The following is an 18,482-nucleotide window of genomic DNA, read 5'->3' on the forward strand; positions in this document are numbered from 1 at the left end:
CGCTGACGCGCGGATATCGCTCGCCGGAGCACGTTGAGCCGCCATGGCAGGCATGGATCGCAAGAGCAGTCATTGCTTCACCCGCTGGCTGGCAGGGGCGGCCTGCGTGGCCTTGCTGGCCGGGCTCGGCCGGCTGGCATTGTTCGCCGCGATCGAGCGCGAAGCGTTCGTGCCCAAGCCCGCCGGCGCTTTCACGCCTGAGAGCTTCGGCATACCGTCACGGCAAATCGTATTCGCCAGTGCGCAACGCAAGCTGCGTGCTTCATACGTACAGGTGGCTGACCCGGCTGCGCCGGCTTTGATGATTTGCCACGGCGACGAAGAAAACCTCTCGGACTGGGCCTTTGTGCAGGCACTGCTCTACCACGAGGGCGTATCTTCCTTCGTATTCGACTACAGCGGCTATGGCGGCAGCAGCGGCTGGCCCAGCGTGAGCAACCTGCGCCAGGATGGCCTGGCCGCCTACCGCCGCTTTGTCGCGGAGACACCGCTGGCGGCGCGGCGCTACGTCCTCGGTTACTCGCTCGGTTCGGGGGTGCTGCTCGATATCGTCGGCTCGCTGTCTCCGGCACCGTCCGGCGTCGTGATCGGCGCCGGATTCGCCACGGCGCGCGCCGCCGCGATTGCCACAGGCATCGTGCCATCCTGGCTTGCACCGCTGCTGCCCGAACCCTGGGACAACGAAGCGCAGGTGCGCAAGCTCACGCTGCCGCTGCTGCTGGCGCACAGCCGTTCCGATGAACTCATCCCCTTCGCCAATTCAGAGCGGCTCGCCGGTGCCGCCGCGGGGCCGCATCGGCTGGTCGCCTACAACGGCCTGGTGCACAACGCCGCCATTGAAAGCGAGCAGGCAGCCCGCTTCTGGGCCCCGATCACGGCCTACCTGCGCAGCGGACAGCTCGATCCAGCCGAGGCCGGCCCGACAGGCATGACCGACGCGGACGGCGTGAATCGTGGCGAGCGCAGGTGACCAAAGTTCTCCACCCCTCGTCATAGCCTCAGCGAACAGCCGATCATGACTCCCGACCTTGCCCGCTCCTGGTTGAACTTCAGCGCGCCTGTGGCCGCCGCACAAGCCGCCGGCCGCCCGCTCGTGGCGCTGGAATCGACCATCATCGCTCACGGCATGCCCTACCCGGAGAACGTTCGCACTGCGCGCGACGTGGAGGACGTGATCCGCAACCTGGGAGCCGAGCCGGCGACGATCGCGCTGATCGGCGGGCGAATCCGCATCGGCCTTTCGGATGACGAGCTGGAACTGCTTGGCCGCTCGGGCCAGGCACGGAAGGTCAGCCGCCGCGACCTGCCGGCCGTGCTGGCCAGCGGCGGGCTCGGTGCCACGACAGTGGCCGGCACCATGATATGCGCCGCGCTGGCCGGCATTGAGGTCTTCGTCACCGGCGGCATCGGCGGCGTGCACCGCGGTGCGCAGGAGACCTTTGACATCTCGGCCGACCTGCAGGAACTGGCAAAGACTTCGGTGGCCGTGGTCTGTGCCGGCGCGAAGTCCATCCTGGACATCGGGCTCACACTGGAATACCTGGAGACACATGGCGTGCCGGTGCTCAGTTGCGAGCAAGACAATGTCGCTGCGTTCTACACCCGCGACAGCGGCTTTCGCGCGGATTTCAGGCTGGACGACGCGGCGGAGCAGGCACGCTTCATCCGCACCAAGTGGGACCTGGGCCTTGCGGGCGGCGTGGTGTTAAGCACCCCGGTGCCGGCAGCGGCAGCGATGGCATCAGATGAAATCGACGCGCTCACTCAGCAGGCGCTGGCCGAGGCCACGGCGCAAGGCATCACCGGCAAGGCCGTGACCCCCTTCCTGCTGGCGCGAATCGAGGCGCTGACGAGCGGACGCAGCCTGGCGACAAACATCGCGCTCGTCAAACACAACGCCGAGGTGGGGGCAAGGCTGGCACTGGCGCTGGCACAGGTCGGGCGCGGAGCACACTAGCCAGCCAGCTCGCGGTGCAACGCCAGATATTCCTGCGCCAGCTTGTGGCGCGGATCCAGGTGGATCATCGGGGTAGCGTGCTGGTGCGATTCCCGGATCTTCACCGACGAAGAGAGCCGCGATTCAAGTACCGGCAGGCCCTCGCTTACCAGTTCCTCGACCAGTTTCGTCGGCAAGCTGGCGCGCGGCTGGAACTGGTTGATGACAATGCCCTCGACCTGCAGCCCGTCGTTGTGGTCCTGCTGGATTTCCTTCACATTGTCGAGCAGCGTGTACAGGGCCCGGCGCGAAAAGTCATCGCAATCGAATGGGATCAGGCAGCGCTCGACGGCGATCAGCGCGGACCGGGTATAGAAATTCAGGGCTGGTGGCGTATCGATATAGATGGCGTCATAAACGGCATCCAGTTCAAGCAGGGCGTCGCGCAGCTTGTAGATCTTGTAGCGGGATTCCAGCTTGCCATGCAGGGCGTCCAGATCAGGGTGCGCCGGCATCACATCCAGGTTCTCAAACGGCGTCGGGCGGACAAAGGACGTAACGTCCACCGGCCTGAAATTGTAGGTCAGGGACGTCTCGAAGAAGTTCGCCGCGGTCGGACCTGCCTCTGCGGCCTGCGCGCCCATCAGATACTGGGTCGAGTTGCCTTGCGCATCCAGGTCAACGACCAGGGTGCGCAGGCCTTCGCTGGCGCTGATCGCCGCCAGATTGCAAACGATAGTCGACTTGCCGACCCCACCCTTCTGATTGAATACGACGCGACGCATTTGCCCCTCTGGATAAGATCGATTCGAAGGCAAAAGCATACCTTAGCGAGGCGGTGCTTGGTAGCACATGGCCCGCGGGAGTCCCGGCTCGCAGTTTGCTGACCGATTTTCAGCGAGGAACGGACATTGTTATGCAAGCTTGGCGAGAAGCTTAGCAGCCGACTTCGCTTGACACCTCTACCAGACAACTCATCGCGTTCGGGCCTTGCGTCAGGTCCGATGTGCCGATATCTAAAGTCAATGTGTTCGCCGCACCGGCGCGGTCGACCCCGTCGGCATCGGGGTCGTACCATGCGCCGGTGGCCATAACGGCAACACCGCGCGCGACGCCATCGCTGACGGACAATCCTGCCGCGATGGCGCCGCGCGCGTTGTGCACGCGCACGCGCATGCCTGCATGCAGGCCGCGTGCGGACGCATCCGCGGGATGCAGGGTAATCCGTTCCGCGCCAGCGATTTTGCCTGCCTGCGCCAGCGGGGCGGGATCGAGCTGGCTATGTAGCCGATCGCTCGGCTGAACCGATATCAAATGCAGGGGATGGCGTTCCGCCTCCACCGCGCCGAGCCATTCGACGGGGGGGTGCCAATGCGGATGCGTGCCACAGTCCTCCGATAGCGTGCCGAGCGTGGGGCTCGACAGTTCGATGCGGCCGCTCGGTGTGCGCAAGGGATGCGCCGCGGGGTCGCGACGGAATTCGTCGAACAGTACGAAGTCCTCCTTCGGCTGCGGCAGGGCGACGTGGCCGGTGCGCCAGAACTGATCGAACGATGGCAGCTCGATGCCTGCGTGTGCCTGCGCTTCACGGCAGCGTGCATAGATCGCAGCGATCCAGCTGGATTCATCGCGGTTCTCGGTGAACGCTTCGCGATGGCCGAGCCGGTCCGACAGCTCGGTGAAGATATCCAGGTCGCTGCGGGCCCGATGCAGCGGGGCGATGGCCTGGTGCATCGCCAGCACGTAGCGGTCGCGCGAAGAACCGCCAATATCGTTGCGCTCCAATGCGGTGGTCACTGGCAGCACGATATCGGCATGGCGTGCCGTGGCCGTCCACCAGATGTCCTGCACAATCACCGTCTGCGGTCGTGCCCAGGCCTCGCGCAGGCGCGTCAGTTGCTGGTGATGATGGAACGGGTTGCCGCCCGCCCAGTGAATCAGCTTGACGTCGGGGTAGTGGCGCGTTTCGCCGAGAAAGCGATAGGCCGTGCCCGGATTCAGCAGCATGTCCGAGATCCGCGCGGCGGGGATGTCGAGGCTGGCCGGGTTGTGTCCTACCGGCATCTCGGGCCCCGGCGTCGCCACTCGCGGATTGCCCACGCCGTTCATCGAACCATGGCCGAAACCGAATCCGCCGCCGGGCATGCCGATCTGGCCCAGCATCGCGGCCAATGCAATTGCCATCCAGTACGGCTGCTCGCCGCGGTGCTGGCGTTGCACGGCAAAGCTGCACGTGATGTAGCTACGTCTTCCCGCGAGCTGGCGGGCCAGGTGCTCGATGCGCTCGGCGGGAATGCCAGTGATGGCCGCCGCCCATGCCGGCGTCTTCGGCGTGCCGTCGCCGCGGCCCAGCAAATACGCTTCCAGGCTCGGCCAGCCGCTGCAATGTGTGTCCAGGAACGCCACGTCGTGGGCTTCGGCGCGGCGCAACTCATAGGCCAGCGCCAGCATCAGCGCCACGTCGGTGCTCGGGCGGATCGGAATCCATTCGGCGCCGAGGAAGTCCGGGCAGTCGTCGCGCGTCGGGCTGATATTGATGACCGTGGCGCCGCTGGCGGCCAGCTTGCGCAGCCAGCCTTCCTGCGTGTGCTCGGCCGCGCCGCCGGACGAGACCTGGCCGTTCTTGAGTGCAAGACCGCCAAACGCCAGGAAGATCTCGGTATGCGCGATCAGGCTCGGCCATGCGGTGACGCGGCCCGTCAGCGGGCGATAGGTGCCGATTACATGTGGCAGCAGGAACTGTGCGGTGCCCCAGCTATAGTTGCCAACCTGGTCGACGCAGCCGCCCCCCGAGAAATGAAAGCGGCGGATCAGCGAACGTGCGTGGTGCAGCCGGCCCGCCGACGACCAGCCATAAGATCCACCGAACACGCCCGATGGCCCATGCGCATCGCGCACGCGCTGGATTTCGCCGGCGACGAGATCGAGTGCAACGTCCCACGGCACTCCGACAAACTCGTCGCGGCCACGAGCATGACCATCCGAGTGCTCGCGCCGTTCCAGCCAACCGCGCCGCACCATCGGTGTCCGGATGCGCATCGGCGAGTACACCATTGGCACAATCGACTCGAGCAACGGCGACGGATTGGGATCTGCCGCAAACGGTTCGCAGCGGACCAGCCGGCCGTCTTCCACGACGGCCGTGAAGGCGCCCCAGTGCGCCAGTTGCGGATAGCGGCGGATGGTCACGATATCAATCGTCCTGGATGCCGGCCTTGCGGGTCAGCTCGGCCCACTTGGCGCGCTCCGCGCTCAGCAGCTTGGCGAACTGCTGCGGGGTATCGGTAGTGGCATCCATGCCGGACGCCGCCAGCCGCTGGCGGATATCCGGGTCGGCCATGACCTTGGCAAGCGCCTTGTTCAGTTGCGCGATAACCTCGGCTGGCGTGCCGGCTGGTGCGACCAGGCCGTACCAGTTGGTTACCTCGTAGCCCGGCACACCCGCTTCGGCCACCGTGGGCACGCCCGGGAACTGCGGCGAGCGCGTCGCGGTGGTCACAGCCAATGCGCGCAGCTTGCCCGAGGCGATCAGCGGCTTGGCCGAAGGATCGGAGAACGTGACCGGCACGACGCCGCCCATCACATCGGTCAGTGCCGGCGTGGTGCCCTTGTACGGAACATGCTGCATTTGCAGGCCAGTCAGCATCTTGAGCTGCTCGGCCGCGATCTGGCCGATGGTGCCATTGCCACCCGATGCGTACGAGAACTTGCCATTGGCGCTGCGGACCGCAGCCAGCATGCCTTGCACGTCCTTGTATGGTGTGTCGGCACCGGTGACCAGCACGTTAGGCATCGTCACCAGCACACTGATCGGCGCAAAGTCCTTCTGCGGGTCATAGTTGAGCTTGCGCAGGTTCGGCCAGATCGTGAAGGATCCCGGCGTGGCTACGTAGAGCGTGTAGCCATCAGGCGCGGACTTGGCGACGAGATCGGTGGCAATCAGGCCGCCTGCGCCGGGACGGTTGTCGATGATGACATTGGCCTTCAGCTGTCCGGAAAGTGCCGGCGCCACGGCGCGTGCCAGCGTATCGGCGCCGCCGCCCGGTGGAAAACCCACGACGATGCGGATCGGCTTGGACGGATCGGGCCAGGCGGCGTGGGCGGCAAGCGGGGTAAGCAGGGCGAGGCAGGGCAGGAGCAGGCAAAGGGCGCGAGGGGCAGGCATGATGAACTCCGGGTGGTACGGTCAAACGGGTGATTGGCCAGGGCATGGTGCGCTGGCCGTGTCATGCGGCAGTCCTACGCCAGTTGTACGGTGTCCCATTCCCAGGCCACGAAGGCCAGCCGTTCGCCGGTGTGGACAACAGGATCGCTGCGCAGGCCGATCAGAATGCCGTCGCGCGTGAACGGCCTGACGGCGGTCAGCGAGGCATCGAGCTTGAGCGTGTCCCCGATCGACGCTCCCTCATGCACCAGATCCCCGGCGCGCGTGGCCGGAATGAACAGGCCGCCCTCATCGGCGGTGATCCAGCCGCGCCGCCTGACGCGCCGCATGCTGGTAGCCGCGAGCTTGGCCGGCGGCCCATCGAGAATGCCCATCTGCACGGCCAGCGCATGGAAGCCGGTTTCGGCCACGGCGATGTTGTCGGCCTCGAAACGGCTGCCGCTGCCGAGCTCAAGCATGAACGCGCAGACGCCGGCTGCCAGGCACTGGTAGTCGAGCGCACCAGCGATATTGCCGGGCAGCTCGCCCTTGCCGCCGACATCCTGCCGGCAGGCCACGTGCGGATGAAACGGTGCCATGGCGGCCATTACGTCGGCCTCGGTCACGCTGCTGTCCGGATGCACCTTGTAGACTGTGTAGGGCCGCGCACTTCGCTGATCAGCGCGTGCGCGAGCCGTTCCGATACGAGGCCGTCCGCGTTGCCCGGATAGGTCTGGTCGAGATCGAGTTCGTCGTACGGATTGCGCTTGCGCCGCGCATCGAGTGCGTGCGGATTGCCGGTGGGCGTCACCACCACATTGCCGCGCATCGTGGCGGGGTCGAGGCTGCGCGCAAAACGCAGCGCGGCCACCATGCCATTGATCTCGTCGCCATGGACCTGCCCGTGCAGCCACAGTGTGCGTCCCGGTTGTGCGCCACGCACCGCCACATAGGGCAGCGTGACGCTCATGCCCGAGGCCATCGAGCCGACAGGCAACTGGCCGCTGGTGCGGGCGGGGCCGGATTGCTGGCGCAACCAGTCACCGATCATGGGCATGGGAGGACTCCTGTTCAGTCGATTCAAGGTGAGCGATGGCGGCGAATGCCTGATCGAGGTCGGACAGCAGGTCGGACACGGCCTCCAGGCCGATATGCAGCCGAATCACGGTGCCGTGCGATGACCAGTCGCTGATGCTGCGCGCGCGGCGCATGTCGGCGAGTACCGCCAGGCTTTCGAAGCCGCCCCATGAGGCGCCGATGCCGAACAGTTGCAGGCTGTCGACAAAGCGTTCGGGCGCCACCTGCGCTTGCGAACGCAAGGTGAAAGAGAGCAGGCCGTTGGTGCCATGGCAGTCGCGTTGCCACAGGGTGTGGTTGGGGTCGTGCGGCAGGGCAGGGCAGAAGACTTGCGCGACTTCGGGACGGTCGAGCAGCCATTGCGCCACCGCCAGCGCGCTTTCCTGGTGCTGCGCCAGACGCGCGCCCAGCGAGCGGATCCCGCGTTGCACCAGATAGGCATCGTCGGGGCTCACGGTCATGCCGAAGGCGTCGGATATCGTCGCCAGTGGCTGCCAGGCGGCCTCGGTGGTGCTGACCGTGCCCATCATCACGTCGGAATGGCCACCCAGGTACTTGGTGGCGGCCATCAGGGAAATATCGGCGCCGAGTTCCAGCGGGCGATACAGCAGGCCCGATCCCCAGGTGTTGTCGGCGGCGACCAGTGCGCCGTTCGCATGTGCGCGTTCGGCCAGCGCGGGCAGGTCGCACATTTCATAGACCAGCGAGCCGGGGGCTTCCACATAGACCAGCCGCGTTTCCGGGCGCAGCTTCGCATCGAGGTCGGAGCCGTCCGCCACATAGAAGTCGGTAGCGATGCTGTGCTGGCGCAGGAAGCCGTTGGCCAGGTTGCGCACCGGCTCATAGACGCAGTCTGGCAGCAGCACATGCTGGCCGGGGCGTACATAGGCCAGTATCGTCATTGCCGCTGCAGCCAGCCCCGACGGGAACAGGCGCGTGCGATAGCCGCCTTCGAGCATCGTCACCATGTCTTCGAGCGCGAAGTTGGTGGGGTTGCCGCGTGCACCGTAGGTGAACAGGCGCTCTGTATCGCGGCGCGTGCGCATCTCGCGCTGCTGGGCGACGGATTCGAACAACACGGTGCTCGCACGCACCACGGCTGGATTGACCGGCTGGCCGCCGGGCACACCGGATGTGCGTCCGGCATGGGCAAGGCGTGTTGGGAGCGCTTTCGTCATGGTTGGCCTGTGGGGTGGCTCATGGTTGTGAGAGACGTCGCAAGGTCCGTGCCTTGCGTCAGTCGACATGCGCGCCGGACAACTTGACAACTTGCGACCAGCGCGAGATGTCCTGCTTGAGCTGCGCGGCAAACGCTTCAGAGCTGTTGGCGACGACGTCGCTGCCGCCGTCGTTGATGGTCTTCACTACCTCGGGCATCTGAAGCACCTGCACGATGGCGCGGTTCAGCAGCGCCACCCGCTCGGGCGAGGTGCCGGCCGGCACGAAAATGCCATACCAGTCCTCAAAGCGTGCATTGCGATAGCCCAGTTCTTCAAGAGTCGGCACCTTGGTGAATACCCCGAGACGGCGCGGGCTGGTGACGGCCAATGCCCGCATGCGGCCAGTCTGGATGAAACCGGCCACCGACGAGGTGGACGTGATCAGCACATCGACCTGTCCGCCGAGCAGGTCGTTGATGGCCGGGCCAGCCCCCTTGTATGGCACATGCTGCAGCGAGACATTGCTGTTCTTGTCAAGCACCACGCCCACCAGGTGCGACAGCGTGCCGTTGCCGGGCGTGGCAAAGGTGATCTTCTGCGGCTGCGCCTTGGCCTGTGCGGCCAGTTCCTCGAATGTCTTCCAGGGGGCGTTGGCCGAGACGACGATGGCCAGCGGCGCCGCGTTGATCTGCGTGACCGGAATGAACTGCTTGACCGGGTCGAAGCCCGGCGCGCGATAGAGCGTCGGGTTCACGGCCATGACCGATACCTGCGAGGTCAGCACCGTATAACCATCGGGCTTTGACTCCGCCACATAGCGCGTGCCGATGTTGCCACCGGCGCCGCCGCGGTTGTCGGTCACCGCGCTCTGGCCCAGCACCTGGGACAGCCGCGTGGCCACCACGCGCGTCACTGCATCGTTGCCGCCGCCGGCGGGAAACGGCGACACGATACGTAGCGGCTGCGACGGATAGCCGTTGACCGGCGCCAGCGGCTGCGCCGTGGCGGCGCCGAACATGGTGACGGTGAGTGCTGCAACCAGGAACCGCGGAAAGCGTGATGACATCGGGCGTGACATGGGGCGACCTCGTTCTCTATTGGCAGGTTTGTCGTGGCGGACTTGCAGGTTCGGGTGGGAATCAGTCGACCGCAGGGAAGCGGAAGGTGGCCAGTTCCTGTGCATCGAGCTGTGCGATCAGGCCTGTTTCCCAGGCGAGGTACTGGCGGGCTGCGGCCTTGTTGCCGTCGTGGCGGTCATGGACGAAGAACAGGTAGTCGATGCAACGCGCATCAGGCAGCGTGTCGGCGCCCTGGCCCACGGCATGGCCGGCGTCGCGCCATGCGCGCAAGCCGCCTTGCAGCCGGCGTACATCGCGATAGCCCAGCGTGCTCAGGTCAGCGGCGGCCAGGTCTGCGGGGTCGTCGCCGTCGGCATCGCCGATCAGCACCAGCGTGGTATCGTGCGGCACGCCGTGCAGGTCTTGTGCCAGTCGCGCGCGCGTGGACCAGTGGCTGCCGGCGATACGGCCGGCGCGGTACGTCATGCTGCCGCGCAGGTCCAGCGCAAGCATCGATTGGCTGGCCATGCCGGCGACCAGCTGCGCGACATTGACGGTGGCCGGCGTGGTCACCTGATGTGCGAGTCCGTGCGCAGCCTTGACCCCGGCCGCAAGTCCGGCCTGCAGACCGCCATCGAGTACCACCGCGTCGTGACCCATCTGGCGCAGCCAGCTGGCCACCACGGTGGCACGCACCCCTTCGGCATCGAACAGAACCAGCCTTGCGCGGCGCACGCCGACATATTGATCGGTGGCCTGCATCAGCTGGCCGCCAGGGGTGTGTTGCGCGCCGGGCAGCGTCTGCGTGGCGTATTCCTCGGGGGTGCGCACATCGCACAGGAATGTGGTGCGCGACCTGTCGGCCAGCCATGCAATGGCCTGCGCGGCGGCGATGTGCGGCACCTCGAAGCGGGCCGCGAGCGCCCGCGCGGCGTTGCGCGCGGCATCGAGTTCACGTGGCGACGCGTTGTCCGGATAGCGTGCGCTACCGCCGTGTTCGAGCGTGAAATCGTTCAGGTACCAGCCTTGGGTACCGTTTTCGAGCGCATAGACCGGGTTGCTCACGCCAAAATTGATCAGCGATTGCGCGCCGATGATGCTGCGCGTACGGCCCGCGCAGTTGATCACGATCGGCGTGGTGCTGTCGGGCACCAGGTCGCGCAGGCGATAGGCGAGTTCGCCGTTGGGGCAGCAGATCGCGCCCGGGATATTCATCTTGCGGAATTCGCCGGTCGGGCGGCCATCGAGCACCACCGGTGCATTGGCACCGGCCTGCATGGCTGCCAGCTCCTGCGCGGTGACGCGCGGGGTGCGGTAGTGGTGCTCGGCCAGTTCGCCGAAGGTCTTCGAGGGCACGTTGACGCCGGCAAACAGTCCGTAGCCGGCGGCCTGCCAGGCCGGCATGCCGCCATCGAGGATGAACAGGTTGGTATAGCCAAGGCGCGCCACCGCGGCGGCAGCGGCCTGCGCCACGCCGTCGCCGTCATCGGCCAGCACGATGCGCGCATCGGTACGCGGTGCCAGGCGGCCGACGTCGAGTTCGAGCCGGCTGTAGGGCAGCGGCACGGCATAGAACGGATGGCCCTCGCCATACTGGCCGTGTTCGCGCACATCGAACAGCGCGATCTCGTCGGCATCGTGCAGCCAGCCCTTCAGGGTGACGGCGTCGACAACGGTATAGGAAGCTTGGCTCATGAAATTTTGGGCAAAAGGGAGCCGTCCTCTGCGCGGAGAGGGAATTCGGCGGGTCGGATCTCAGGAGTGGGCGGCCTGGCGCTCTGGCTCAGGCCCCCTTCAGGCTTGCTATCAGCGGCGGGTCTGTACGCCCACGTTCATGATCTGGCAGCGTCCGGTCTCGAGGTCGAACGTCAGCCGTTCGGTCAGCGTTTCCAGCGAACGACCGTACATATGCAGATGGCGAATGACGTCTTCCCCGCGAATTTCCACGGCATGGATATCGTCAGGCAGCAGCGCGATGCCGCTGCGCGGGCCGACTTCCACGGTATGCGAATATTCGAGCGTGCCCACGCCGGGCTGGCTGCCATCGTCGGTGCGGCTGTAGACATCGTTGAACTCGATGCCGCTGACACCGGCCACGCAGGCCCAGGTGGTGTGGTTGTGCGGCGGAATACGCTTGCCCGGACGCATTACGTTCAGGTACAGCGCATAGGTCTGGTCAGGATCCTCGGCGATCAGGTAACGCGCCTGGCGTTCACCGGGCTCGGGCGGCGGGAAGTCGGCCTCGCCCCACAGTTCGGTGCGCGCGGCCAGTTCTTCCACATGGGACAGGACATCGGCCAGGCTGGCGCGCGTGACGGCGCCTTTATCTACGATATTCTTAATGGATTCGATGGTCTCTCCGACGGCTGCCTGGCGCTGTTGTGTGATGGACATGATGCGATCGATCCTTGTAATCTCTGTTTTTGAGGGGTAGAAGGGTGTTTCGTGTTTCACTGTAATGAACGCCAGCCCTGAAAACCACTTAATGTGCGACGAAAACCCATTAGCAGGGCTAATGAATGCGTAACCTCGATCTGGACCTGCTTCGCACACTGGTGGCCATTGCCGACCATGAGACCTTTGGTGCCGCCGCCGAAGCCGTACAACGCACGCAATCGGCCGTCACCCAGCAGATGCAGAGGCTGGAAGAACAGCTTGGGCTGACGCTGTTCGAGCGCCAGGGCCGCGGCAAGCAGATGACGCGGCACGGCAAGAAGCTGCTGGAATACGCGCGGCAGCTGCTGACCATCAACGACGAGGCGCTGCGAATGCTGCGCGAGGGAGACCTGACCGGCTCGCTGCGCATTGGTGCGCCGCACGATGTGGCGGATACCATCCTTCCGGTGCTGCTCTCTCATATTGCGCGGTCGTCGCCGGCACTGCGGCTGGAGATACATGTCGGCAGAAGCCCGTTCCTGATGGAATCGCTGCGGCGCGGCGAAATCGACCTGACCGTTTCTACCCGTGAAGACAATGCGCTCGAAGGCATTGTGTTGCGTACCACGCCTACGATCTGGGTGTGTTCGGCGGATTTTGTCTACGACCGCGGCACGCCCGTACCGCTGATCCTGGCCGATGAGCCGAGCCTGTTCCGCAAGCTGTCGCTCGAGGCGTTGACGCATGCTGGTGTGCCCTGGCGTATCGCCTACCTGGCACCGAGCCTGATCGGCATCAAGGCGGCGCTGCGCGGTGGATTGGGCATTACGGCGCGCAGCATCGACCTGCTGACGGCGGACATGCGCATCCTGGGCGAGAACGATGGCTTGCCGCGGCTGCCGGATGTCATCTACTACCTTTGGGCGCGTCCCAATGCGGTAAATCCTGTTGCACGGCATGTCTTCTCAATGCTCAAAACGGCCCTGCAGCGCGGGCTGGTCAGCGCGTGACGGCTACCCGCGATTCCGGCGTTCGGAAAGCAGGGAAGCCAGGATCGTAAGCCGCGTAGCAGGCGCTGCAAACTAAGAAGATCGCGTATCAATATTTGCCTCGGAATGGCGCCTATCGCTGCATGCCATGGCTCCATTGCCGGTCTCGCCCCGCGCGGATCAGGCCTGATCCGCGCGGGGCAGCGCCTGCTGTGCAAGACGTGTAACTGCTCAATAACCCGGGGCGAACGGCGGCACCCTGTTCAAGCAGAGCGCAGGAGGCGTTGTTCAAGCAGGTGCGGCAGTGGTGGGATGTGATCGCTGCACGAGATGCGGTCGGTCAGGTAATCCCAGAACGAGACGCCCAGTTTGCGACAGGTCTTCTTCAGGCTGGAGAACGTATCGCGACATTGCCGACCGAGCTCGCTGCGCGTGCCGCCACTGATCTTCTGCTTTTTCACGTGATCGCGAATATCGCGCTCGCTGCCATTTGTGTGCAGTGGGACCTCAGGACGCTCAAGTACCAGGAGCAACTCGGACTTGTTCAGGTGAATGCGCCTGAGTAAACGGTTGAGTGTGGTGTAGCGGGTCTTCTGGGTAAAGACGGCATCAAAGCGCGCTTGCAGTTCGCGCTTGCGCTTGAGGGTGGGACGTCGCTTGTAATCCTTGAGGTCCGCGTACAGGGACCAGATGTCGCTGCGTACGCGTGCAATATCCTCGCGGTGTAGATCGTTCAACGGGAGCAGCTTGTGAACCAGGCGCTCCGCATGTACCCAACATAAGCCGTGAATCAGGACGTTGAACTGTCCTGCATCGTCGCTGATGATGGCGAGATCCTGCGCCACGCCACGCCGCTTCAGACTGCCCAGCAACGCGCCCTCGGTGGCGATGTTGCGGTAGCGGGCAACGTCCATGCCCAGGCCGTTGAGGTGGAGTTGCCATGCACCCTGATCGGCAAATCGTCTGCGGTCGTGCTCACGCAGCGCATTTAGGAACACCTGCGAGAGCCCTTGCTTCTTCATGTAGGCGAGGGCGTCTTCGTTGATCTGGTAGCCGTGTCCGGCGCCGAGCAGTTCGAGGAAATTGATGCGGCTCTTCGAACACGTGCTTTTGAACCAAGCGAAGTGCTCGTTACCAATATGGGTGACGTAGCCATTGTTGCCTTGATGACGCGTGCCCGTGTCATCGACCGTCACATATGCTGAGAGCGCCAGCCCGGTCGATAACAGCCCGTCTTTTTCCTCGTGAAACCGCTTCTTGCCCTCTTGCAGCAGCGCGTTCAACTGCCCCGACGAGATCTCGATGCCCCATTCGCGCAATTGCTCACACAACAGCGGCTGGGTAACGTGGCAATGGTGGTGCTGGTAGAGCAGATAGCTGACCAGCGTCGCGCCAAAGTGGCTGCCTGCGACGGCCCAGGGAAGTTGCCCGGTCAAGGTCCGACCGTCTGGTGTTTGCCAACGTGCAAGCCGATAGCGTGTGTTGCGTGAGCCGATCACCAAGTCCTGCACCACATAATCCCGGTAGCCCTTGAATCGGGAGCCCGGCGGGATCAGCCCGGCCGGCTCGATGATCTCTTCGCAATCGATCCTCAGTTGGGCGGTCTTGCTCCTGCCGGGCGAACCGCGTCGTCTACCTGGCTTGGCCTGCTGTTGGACTTTGCCGGCCTCCTCATGCATGCGGCTCGGCTTGAACTTCGGGCGCTTCTTCTCGCCCTTGAGCACAGCGACTTCATCCTTCAGATGCAACTCCTGCTCATGTTGGCGAAGGATGATTTCCATGAGGCCTTCACCCCAGGCGAGCAGCTTCACGACCGCGGGTGTGCGCTCGGCTTCGGGAATATACGGCGCAGCGAGTTTCTTCCTCACGGTTGCGTGAGGCTATGCGCGCTTGCCGGCTTTACGCAGCCGGGCGATTTCCTTTTCCAGTCCTTGAAGCTGCTCCTGCTGGTGATTGACCATGTCGGTCAACCGCTCGAGCACCGCCAGCAATTCAAGCTCCCGCGGCGTCAACTCGCTTCGGTCGATATCCGGCGGGATGAATTTTTGAGGGGTGCTCATGGCCCGGCAACGTAGGAGTGGCGATGCAACAAAAGTTAACATCGCCGCCTAAGGTTTACAACCGAAATTTATTGCCGCCCGCAAGAAGGCGTCGCCTGCATCCTGGCTCGATGCTCCCGGTCGGGGGGCGACGCAGCGCCTGAGGGGTTGCCCCGGGTTATTGAGCAGTTACCAAGACGTTCGGTAAGTTATTGATTCTATTGGGACGTGTCTGCGGGCTTTTGCTCTTGTTGTTGACAGCAAAAATCGCGTCAACCTGCTGATTCGTATCCATGAACGCCGTCTCTCGCGCACATGATTTCCCTACATAGCGGTCCCCTCGGGAGCGCCGTTGCTGCAATCTAGGGCTCTCTTGCCGACCGCTCGCCCATGAAACGCACCACGACCATTCCGGCCCCGCCGCCTGACGCCGCCCATACCCTGGTGGCGGCCGATGCACAGGCGGGTCATGCCGGCGCCGATGACCGCAGCTTCGTCACGGCGCTGGCACGCGGCATGGAGCTGCTGCGCGCCTTCGGGCCGCAGGACGATTACCTGGGCAATGCCGAGCTGTCGCGCCGCACCGGCATCCCGCGCCCGACCGTATCGCGGCTGACCTACACGCTGGCCACGCTTGGCTACCTGACCTACATCGAAGCCACCGAGAAATACCGGCTGGGGCAGGGCGCCATGGTGCTCGGCCACCGCTATTTGGGCGCTGCCGGCATCCGCGAGATCGCGCAGCCGCTGATGCAGTCGCTGGCGTTTGCCACCGACTGCACGGTGGCGCTGGCGATGCCGGACCGCCATGCCATGGTCTACCTGGAAAGCTGCCAGCCGCGCGGTGCGCTGGTGATCCGGCTGGCGCCGGGCGCGCGCCTGCCGATGGCTACCTCGGCGATCGGCCGCGCCTGGCTGGCCGGTCTGGATGCCGACCACCGCGAAGCCGCGCTGGCCGAGCTGGCGCGCCACTACGGCGCGCGCTGGCCAGCGGTGCGTGCCGGCATCGACCGCGCGCTGCGCGACCACGCGCGGCGCGGCTTCTGCGTGGCGCATGCCGAATGGGACCGCACCGTCAGCGGCGCTGCCGCGCCGCTGCGGCTGGCGGGCAGCAGCGAGGTGCTGGCGCTGAATATCGGCGGGTCCTCGACGCGGCTGTCGCCGGAAATTCTGGAAGGCAACCTGGGCCCGCGCGTGCGCGACCTCGCCCAGAGCCTGCAGGCGCGGCTGTGGCAGCCGGCCAGCGTGCGTGCAACCGCCCGCTTTGCCCCCGCGCAGCCCGAGCCGGGTCGGTGCGCCCGGGCCAAGGCATCCAGCATCTGACCCATACATCCGAATTCAACGAGGAGACAATCCATGGAAGTACGCAACAAGACCGTCGTGGTGACCGGCGCGGCCACCGGTATCGGGCGCGCACTGGCGCTGGCCTTTGCGCAGGCCGGCGCGCGCGGCGTGGCCGTGGCTGACCTGAACGCGGCCGGAGCCACCACCGTCGCCGCCGAGGTCCAGGCCGCGGTGCCGGCCTGCCAGGTGTTCGCCCAGCCCGTCGACGTGGCCGACGCCGCCGCCGTGCAGGGCCTGGCCAACGAGGCCACGCGCCGCTTCGGCCAGGTCGACATCTTCTGCTCCAACGCCGGCATCCTCCTGCGCAAGGGGCTGGATGCGAGCGCCGACGAGTGGCAGCGCATCTGGGAAATCAACGTGATGGCGCATATCCACGCTGCCAGGGCGGTGCTGCCGCAGATGCTGGAGCGTGGCGACGGCTACTTCATCAACACGGTGTCGGCCGCGGGCCTGCTGTCGCAGATCGGCTCGGCACCGTATGCGGTGACCAAGCACGCCGCCATCGGCTTTGCCGAGTGGCTGTCGATCACCTACGGCGAGCGCGGCATCAAGGTCAGCTGCATCTGTCCGCAGGGCGTGCAGACCAATATGCTGCTTGGCGAGAAGGGCGAGCGCAAGGGCTTCCTGCAGGAAGGCTCGGTCACCGCCGAGCATGTCGCGGCGGTGACGCTGGAAGGGGTGGCCGACGAGCGCTTCCTGATCCTGCCGCACCCGGAAGTGCTTGAGTACTATCGGCGCAAGGGCCAGGACTACGACCGCTGGCTGCGCGGCATGCGCCGCCTGCATGACAAGGTGATGCAGGAGTTCGGCGGCATCGCGGTCTGAAAAATCGCGAAGCGGGTGCGGGTGGTGAAGGCGGCGGGGGCGCACGCCATCGGGATGCGATAGGTCAGCGGTCTTGCTGCTGCCGCCCGTAGCTTGCCCGCCGATCAGGCATCCGGCTCCACTGCCCGCCGCACCGGCTCTGCGCCGGTTTCATCGCGCAACCGGCTCAGACTGATCGCTGCCCCCAGCGCCGCCACCACCGCCGCCACATACAGTGCCATGCGCGCCGCCCCGGTCGGCGCCAGGCTGAACAGCAGCGCCACCACCGCGGTGCCGGTGGTCTGGCCCAGCAGCCGCGTGGTGGCCTGCGCGCCGCTGGCGCCGCCGCTGCGCTCGGGTGGCGTGGCGCCGATCATGGCGCGATTGTTGGGCGACTGGAAGAAGCCGAAGCCGGTGCCGCACATGGCCATGCGCCAGGCGATGTCGAGGCTGCTGGCATCGGGCCCGAGGGTGGCCAGGCCGACCAGCCCGCCGCCCAGCATGGCCAGGCCGATGCCCGCCAGGATGCTGGCCGGGTAGCGGTCTGACAGCCGGCCCGAGACGGTCGCCATCGTCGCCACCATCAGCGGCCACGGCGTGATCAGCAGGCCGGTTTGCTGCAGGGAGCGGCCGAGCTGGTATTCCAGATAGAACGGCAGGGAGATGAAGGCCAGCATCTGCGTCATGAACGAGCAGAACGAGGTGCCCACCGCCAGCGTGAAGGCGCGGCTGGCGAACAGGTCCACCGGCACCAGCGGCGCGGCACGCCCGTGCTGGCGCCGCACCAGCAGCCAGCCCAGCACCACGGCCACGGCCAGGCCCGCGCTGCCGGCGAGGCGCCAGCCGGCGTGGCCCAGGCCGTCCACGCTCAGGATGAACATGCCGAACACCAGCGCCGACAGCAGCGCGCTGGGGTAGTCGAAATCACGCGGCTGCGGTGGCGTGGCCGGCAGCGAGGTGCGGCTCAGCGCCAGCGCGGCGATGGCCACCGGCACGTTCACCGCAAACAGCCATTGCCAGCTGGCCACCGCCAGGATCAGCGCGCCCAGCGACGGCCCCACGGCGATGGTCACGCCGACCACCAGTGCGTTCAGGCCGATGCCGCGGCCCAGGCGCGTGGGCGGGTAGATAAAGCGCACCAGCGCCGTGTTGACGCTCATGATGCCGGCGCCGCCGATGCCCTGCAGCACGCGCGCGGCGACCAGCATCGGCAGGTTGACCGCCAGTGCGCACAGCAGCGAGCCCACGAGGAAGGTCGCGAGCCCCGCCCGGTAGACCCGCTTGTAGCCAAGGATATCTCCCAGCGAGGACAGCGGCAGCAGGCATACGGTCACCGTCAGCTGGTACGCGTTGACGACCCAGATGGTGTTGGCGGGTTCGGCTTGCAGCTCGCGCGAGATCGACGGCAGGGCGATATTGGCGATCGAGCCATCGAGCACGGCCATGATCAGGCCGAAGAAAACGGTGAGGATCGCCCAGGTCCGCTGTGGCTGGGGAAGGCCTTGTTCTGGCTGCATGGGGGAGACATTGAAGACAATGCCGCGCCAGGATCGGG

The 18,482-nt window shown here is 65.7% G+C and carries 17 protein-coding genes; 5 read left to right on the plus strand and 12 right to left on the minus strand.

Going from position 1 to position 18,482, the window contains the following annotated elements:
* Nucleotides 1-43 precede the first annotated feature (43 nt).
* Both ACZ5MJ_RS28665 and ACZ5MJ_RS28670 read left to right on the plus strand, forming a co-directional pair.
* Nucleotides 44-970 (plus strand): alpha/beta hydrolase, encoded by a 927-nt coding sequence (locus ACZ5MJ_RS28665; RefSeq protein ID WP_464224328.1) that lies wholly within the window; start codon nt 44-46, stop codon nt 968-970.
* Between the two features lie 45 nt (nt 971-1,015).
* Nucleotides 1,016-1,957 (plus strand): pseudouridine-5'-phosphate glycosidase, encoded by a 942-nt coding sequence (locus tag ACZ5MJ_RS28670; RefSeq protein WP_464224329.1) that lies wholly within the window; start codon nt 1,016-1,018, stop codon nt 1,955-1,957.
* Here ACZ5MJ_RS28670 and ACZ5MJ_RS28675 read toward each other — a convergent pair.
* The 9 genes from ACZ5MJ_RS28675 to ACZ5MJ_RS28715 all read right to left on the minus strand — a co-directional run bounded on the left by ACZ5MJ_RS28675 (nt 1,954) and on the right by ACZ5MJ_RS28715 (nt 11,769).
* Nucleotides 1,954-2,721 (minus strand): ParA family protein, encoded by a 768-nt coding sequence (locus ACZ5MJ_RS28675; protein ID WP_464224330.1) that lies wholly within the window; start codon nt 2,719-2,721, stop codon nt 1,954-1,956. The two genes, ACZ5MJ_RS28670 and ACZ5MJ_RS28675, sit on opposite strands and share 4 nt — an antisense overlap.
* A 151-nt stretch (nt 2,722-2,872) precedes the next feature.
* Nucleotides 2,873-5,125, minus strand: a complete 2,253-nt coding sequence (locus ACZ5MJ_RS28680; protein ID WP_464224331.1) for a molybdopterin-dependent oxidoreductase — start codon at nt 5,123-5,125, stop codon at nt 2,873-2,875.
* A 4-nt stretch (nt 5,126-5,129) separates the two neighbouring features.
* Complete coding sequence (locus ACZ5MJ_RS28685) at nt 5,130-6,101, minus strand: Bug family tripartite tricarboxylate transporter substrate binding protein (RefSeq protein WP_464224332.1); 972 nt, start codon at nt 6,099-6,101, stop codon at nt 5,130-5,132.
* A gap of 74 nt (nt 6,102-6,175) precedes the next feature.
* The gene (locus ACZ5MJ_RS28690; RefSeq protein WP_464224333.1) at nt 6,176-6,706 is read right to left on the minus strand and encodes a succinylglutamate desuccinylase/aspartoacylase family protein; all 531 of its coding nucleotides are present in this window, start codon (nt 6,704-6,706) and stop codon (nt 6,176-6,178) included.
* On the minus strand, nt 6,703-7,137 hold the full coding sequence (locus tag ACZ5MJ_RS28695; protein WP_464224334.1) for a M14 family metallopeptidase: 435 nt from the start codon (nt 7,135-7,137) through the stop codon (nt 6,703-6,705). The genes ACZ5MJ_RS28690 and ACZ5MJ_RS28695 overlap by 4 nt, the downstream gene beginning before the upstream one ends.
* Nucleotides 7,121-8,335, minus strand: coding sequence for a cystathionine beta-lyase (gene metC, locus ACZ5MJ_RS28700; RefSeq protein WP_464224335.1), 1,215 nt, complete (start codon nt 8,333-8,335; stop codon nt 7,121-7,123). Before metC ends, ACZ5MJ_RS28695 begins: the two co-directional genes overlap by 17 nt.
* 58 nt (nt 8,336-8,393) lie before the next feature.
* Complete coding sequence (locus tag ACZ5MJ_RS28705) at nt 8,394-9,395, minus strand: Bug family tripartite tricarboxylate transporter substrate binding protein (protein ID WP_464224336.1); 1,002 nt, start codon at nt 9,393-9,395, stop codon at nt 8,394-8,396.
* A 61-nt stretch (nt 9,396-9,456) separates the two neighbouring features.
* Entirely contained in the window at nt 9,457-11,070 is a 1,614-nt protein-coding gene (locus tag ACZ5MJ_RS28710) for a rhodanese-like domain-containing protein (RefSeq protein ID WP_464224337.1), read from the minus strand.
* Nucleotides 11,071-11,181: 111 nt separating this feature from the next.
* A complete protein-coding gene (locus ACZ5MJ_RS28715) occupies nt 11,182-11,769 on the minus strand; it encodes a cysteine dioxygenase family protein (protein WP_464224338.1) in 588 nt (195 codons plus the stop codon).
* A 125-nt stretch (nt 11,770-11,894) separates the two neighbouring features.
* On the opposite strand from ACZ5MJ_RS28715, the gene ACZ5MJ_RS28720 reads away from it, so the two are divergent.
* On the plus strand, nt 11,895-12,761 hold the full coding sequence (locus ACZ5MJ_RS28720; RefSeq protein ID WP_464224339.1) for a LysR substrate-binding domain-containing protein: 867 nt from the start codon (nt 11,895-11,897) through the stop codon (nt 12,759-12,761).
* 242 nt (nt 12,762-13,003) lie between these two features.
* Here ACZ5MJ_RS28720 and ACZ5MJ_RS28725 read toward each other — a convergent pair whose 3' ends face one another.
* Both ACZ5MJ_RS28725 and ACZ5MJ_RS28730 read right to left on the minus strand, forming a co-directional pair.
* A complete protein-coding gene (locus tag ACZ5MJ_RS28725) occupies nt 13,004-14,608 on the minus strand; it encodes an IS66 family transposase (protein ID WP_464219358.1) in 1,605 nt (534 codons plus the stop codon).
* A 12-nt stretch (nt 14,609-14,620) separates the two neighbouring features.
* Nucleotides 14,621-14,800 carry a hypothetical protein gene (locus ACZ5MJ_RS28730; RefSeq protein WP_464219360.1) on the minus strand — a complete coding sequence of 60 codons (180 nt, stop codon included), beginning with the start codon at nt 14,798-14,800 and terminating at the stop codon, nt 14,621-14,623.
* 369 nt (nt 14,801-15,169) lie between these two features.
* Here ACZ5MJ_RS28730 and ACZ5MJ_RS28735 point away from each other — a divergent pair, with 369 nt between their 5' ends.
* The gene (locus tag ACZ5MJ_RS28735) at nt 15,170-16,102 is read left to right on the plus strand and encodes an IclR family transcriptional regulator (protein ID WP_464224340.1); all 933 of its coding nucleotides are present in this window, start codon (nt 15,170-15,172) and stop codon (nt 16,100-16,102) included.
* 33 nt (nt 16,103-16,135) lie between these two features.
* Nucleotides 16,136-16,948, plus strand: a complete 813-nt coding sequence (locus ACZ5MJ_RS28740; RefSeq protein WP_464224341.1) for an SDR family oxidoreductase — start codon at nt 16,136-16,138, stop codon at nt 16,946-16,948.
* Nucleotides 16,949-17,052: 104 nt separating this feature from the next.
* On the opposite strand, the gene ACZ5MJ_RS28745 is transcribed toward ACZ5MJ_RS28740, so the two are convergent.
* Complete coding sequence (locus ACZ5MJ_RS28745) at nt 17,053-18,444, minus strand: MFS transporter (RefSeq protein ID WP_464224342.1); 1,392 nt, start codon at nt 18,442-18,444, stop codon at nt 17,053-17,055.
* Nucleotides 18,445-18,482 lie beyond the last annotated feature (38 nt).

It is taken from the genome of Cupriavidus sp. LA-1 (assembly GCF_055385985.1).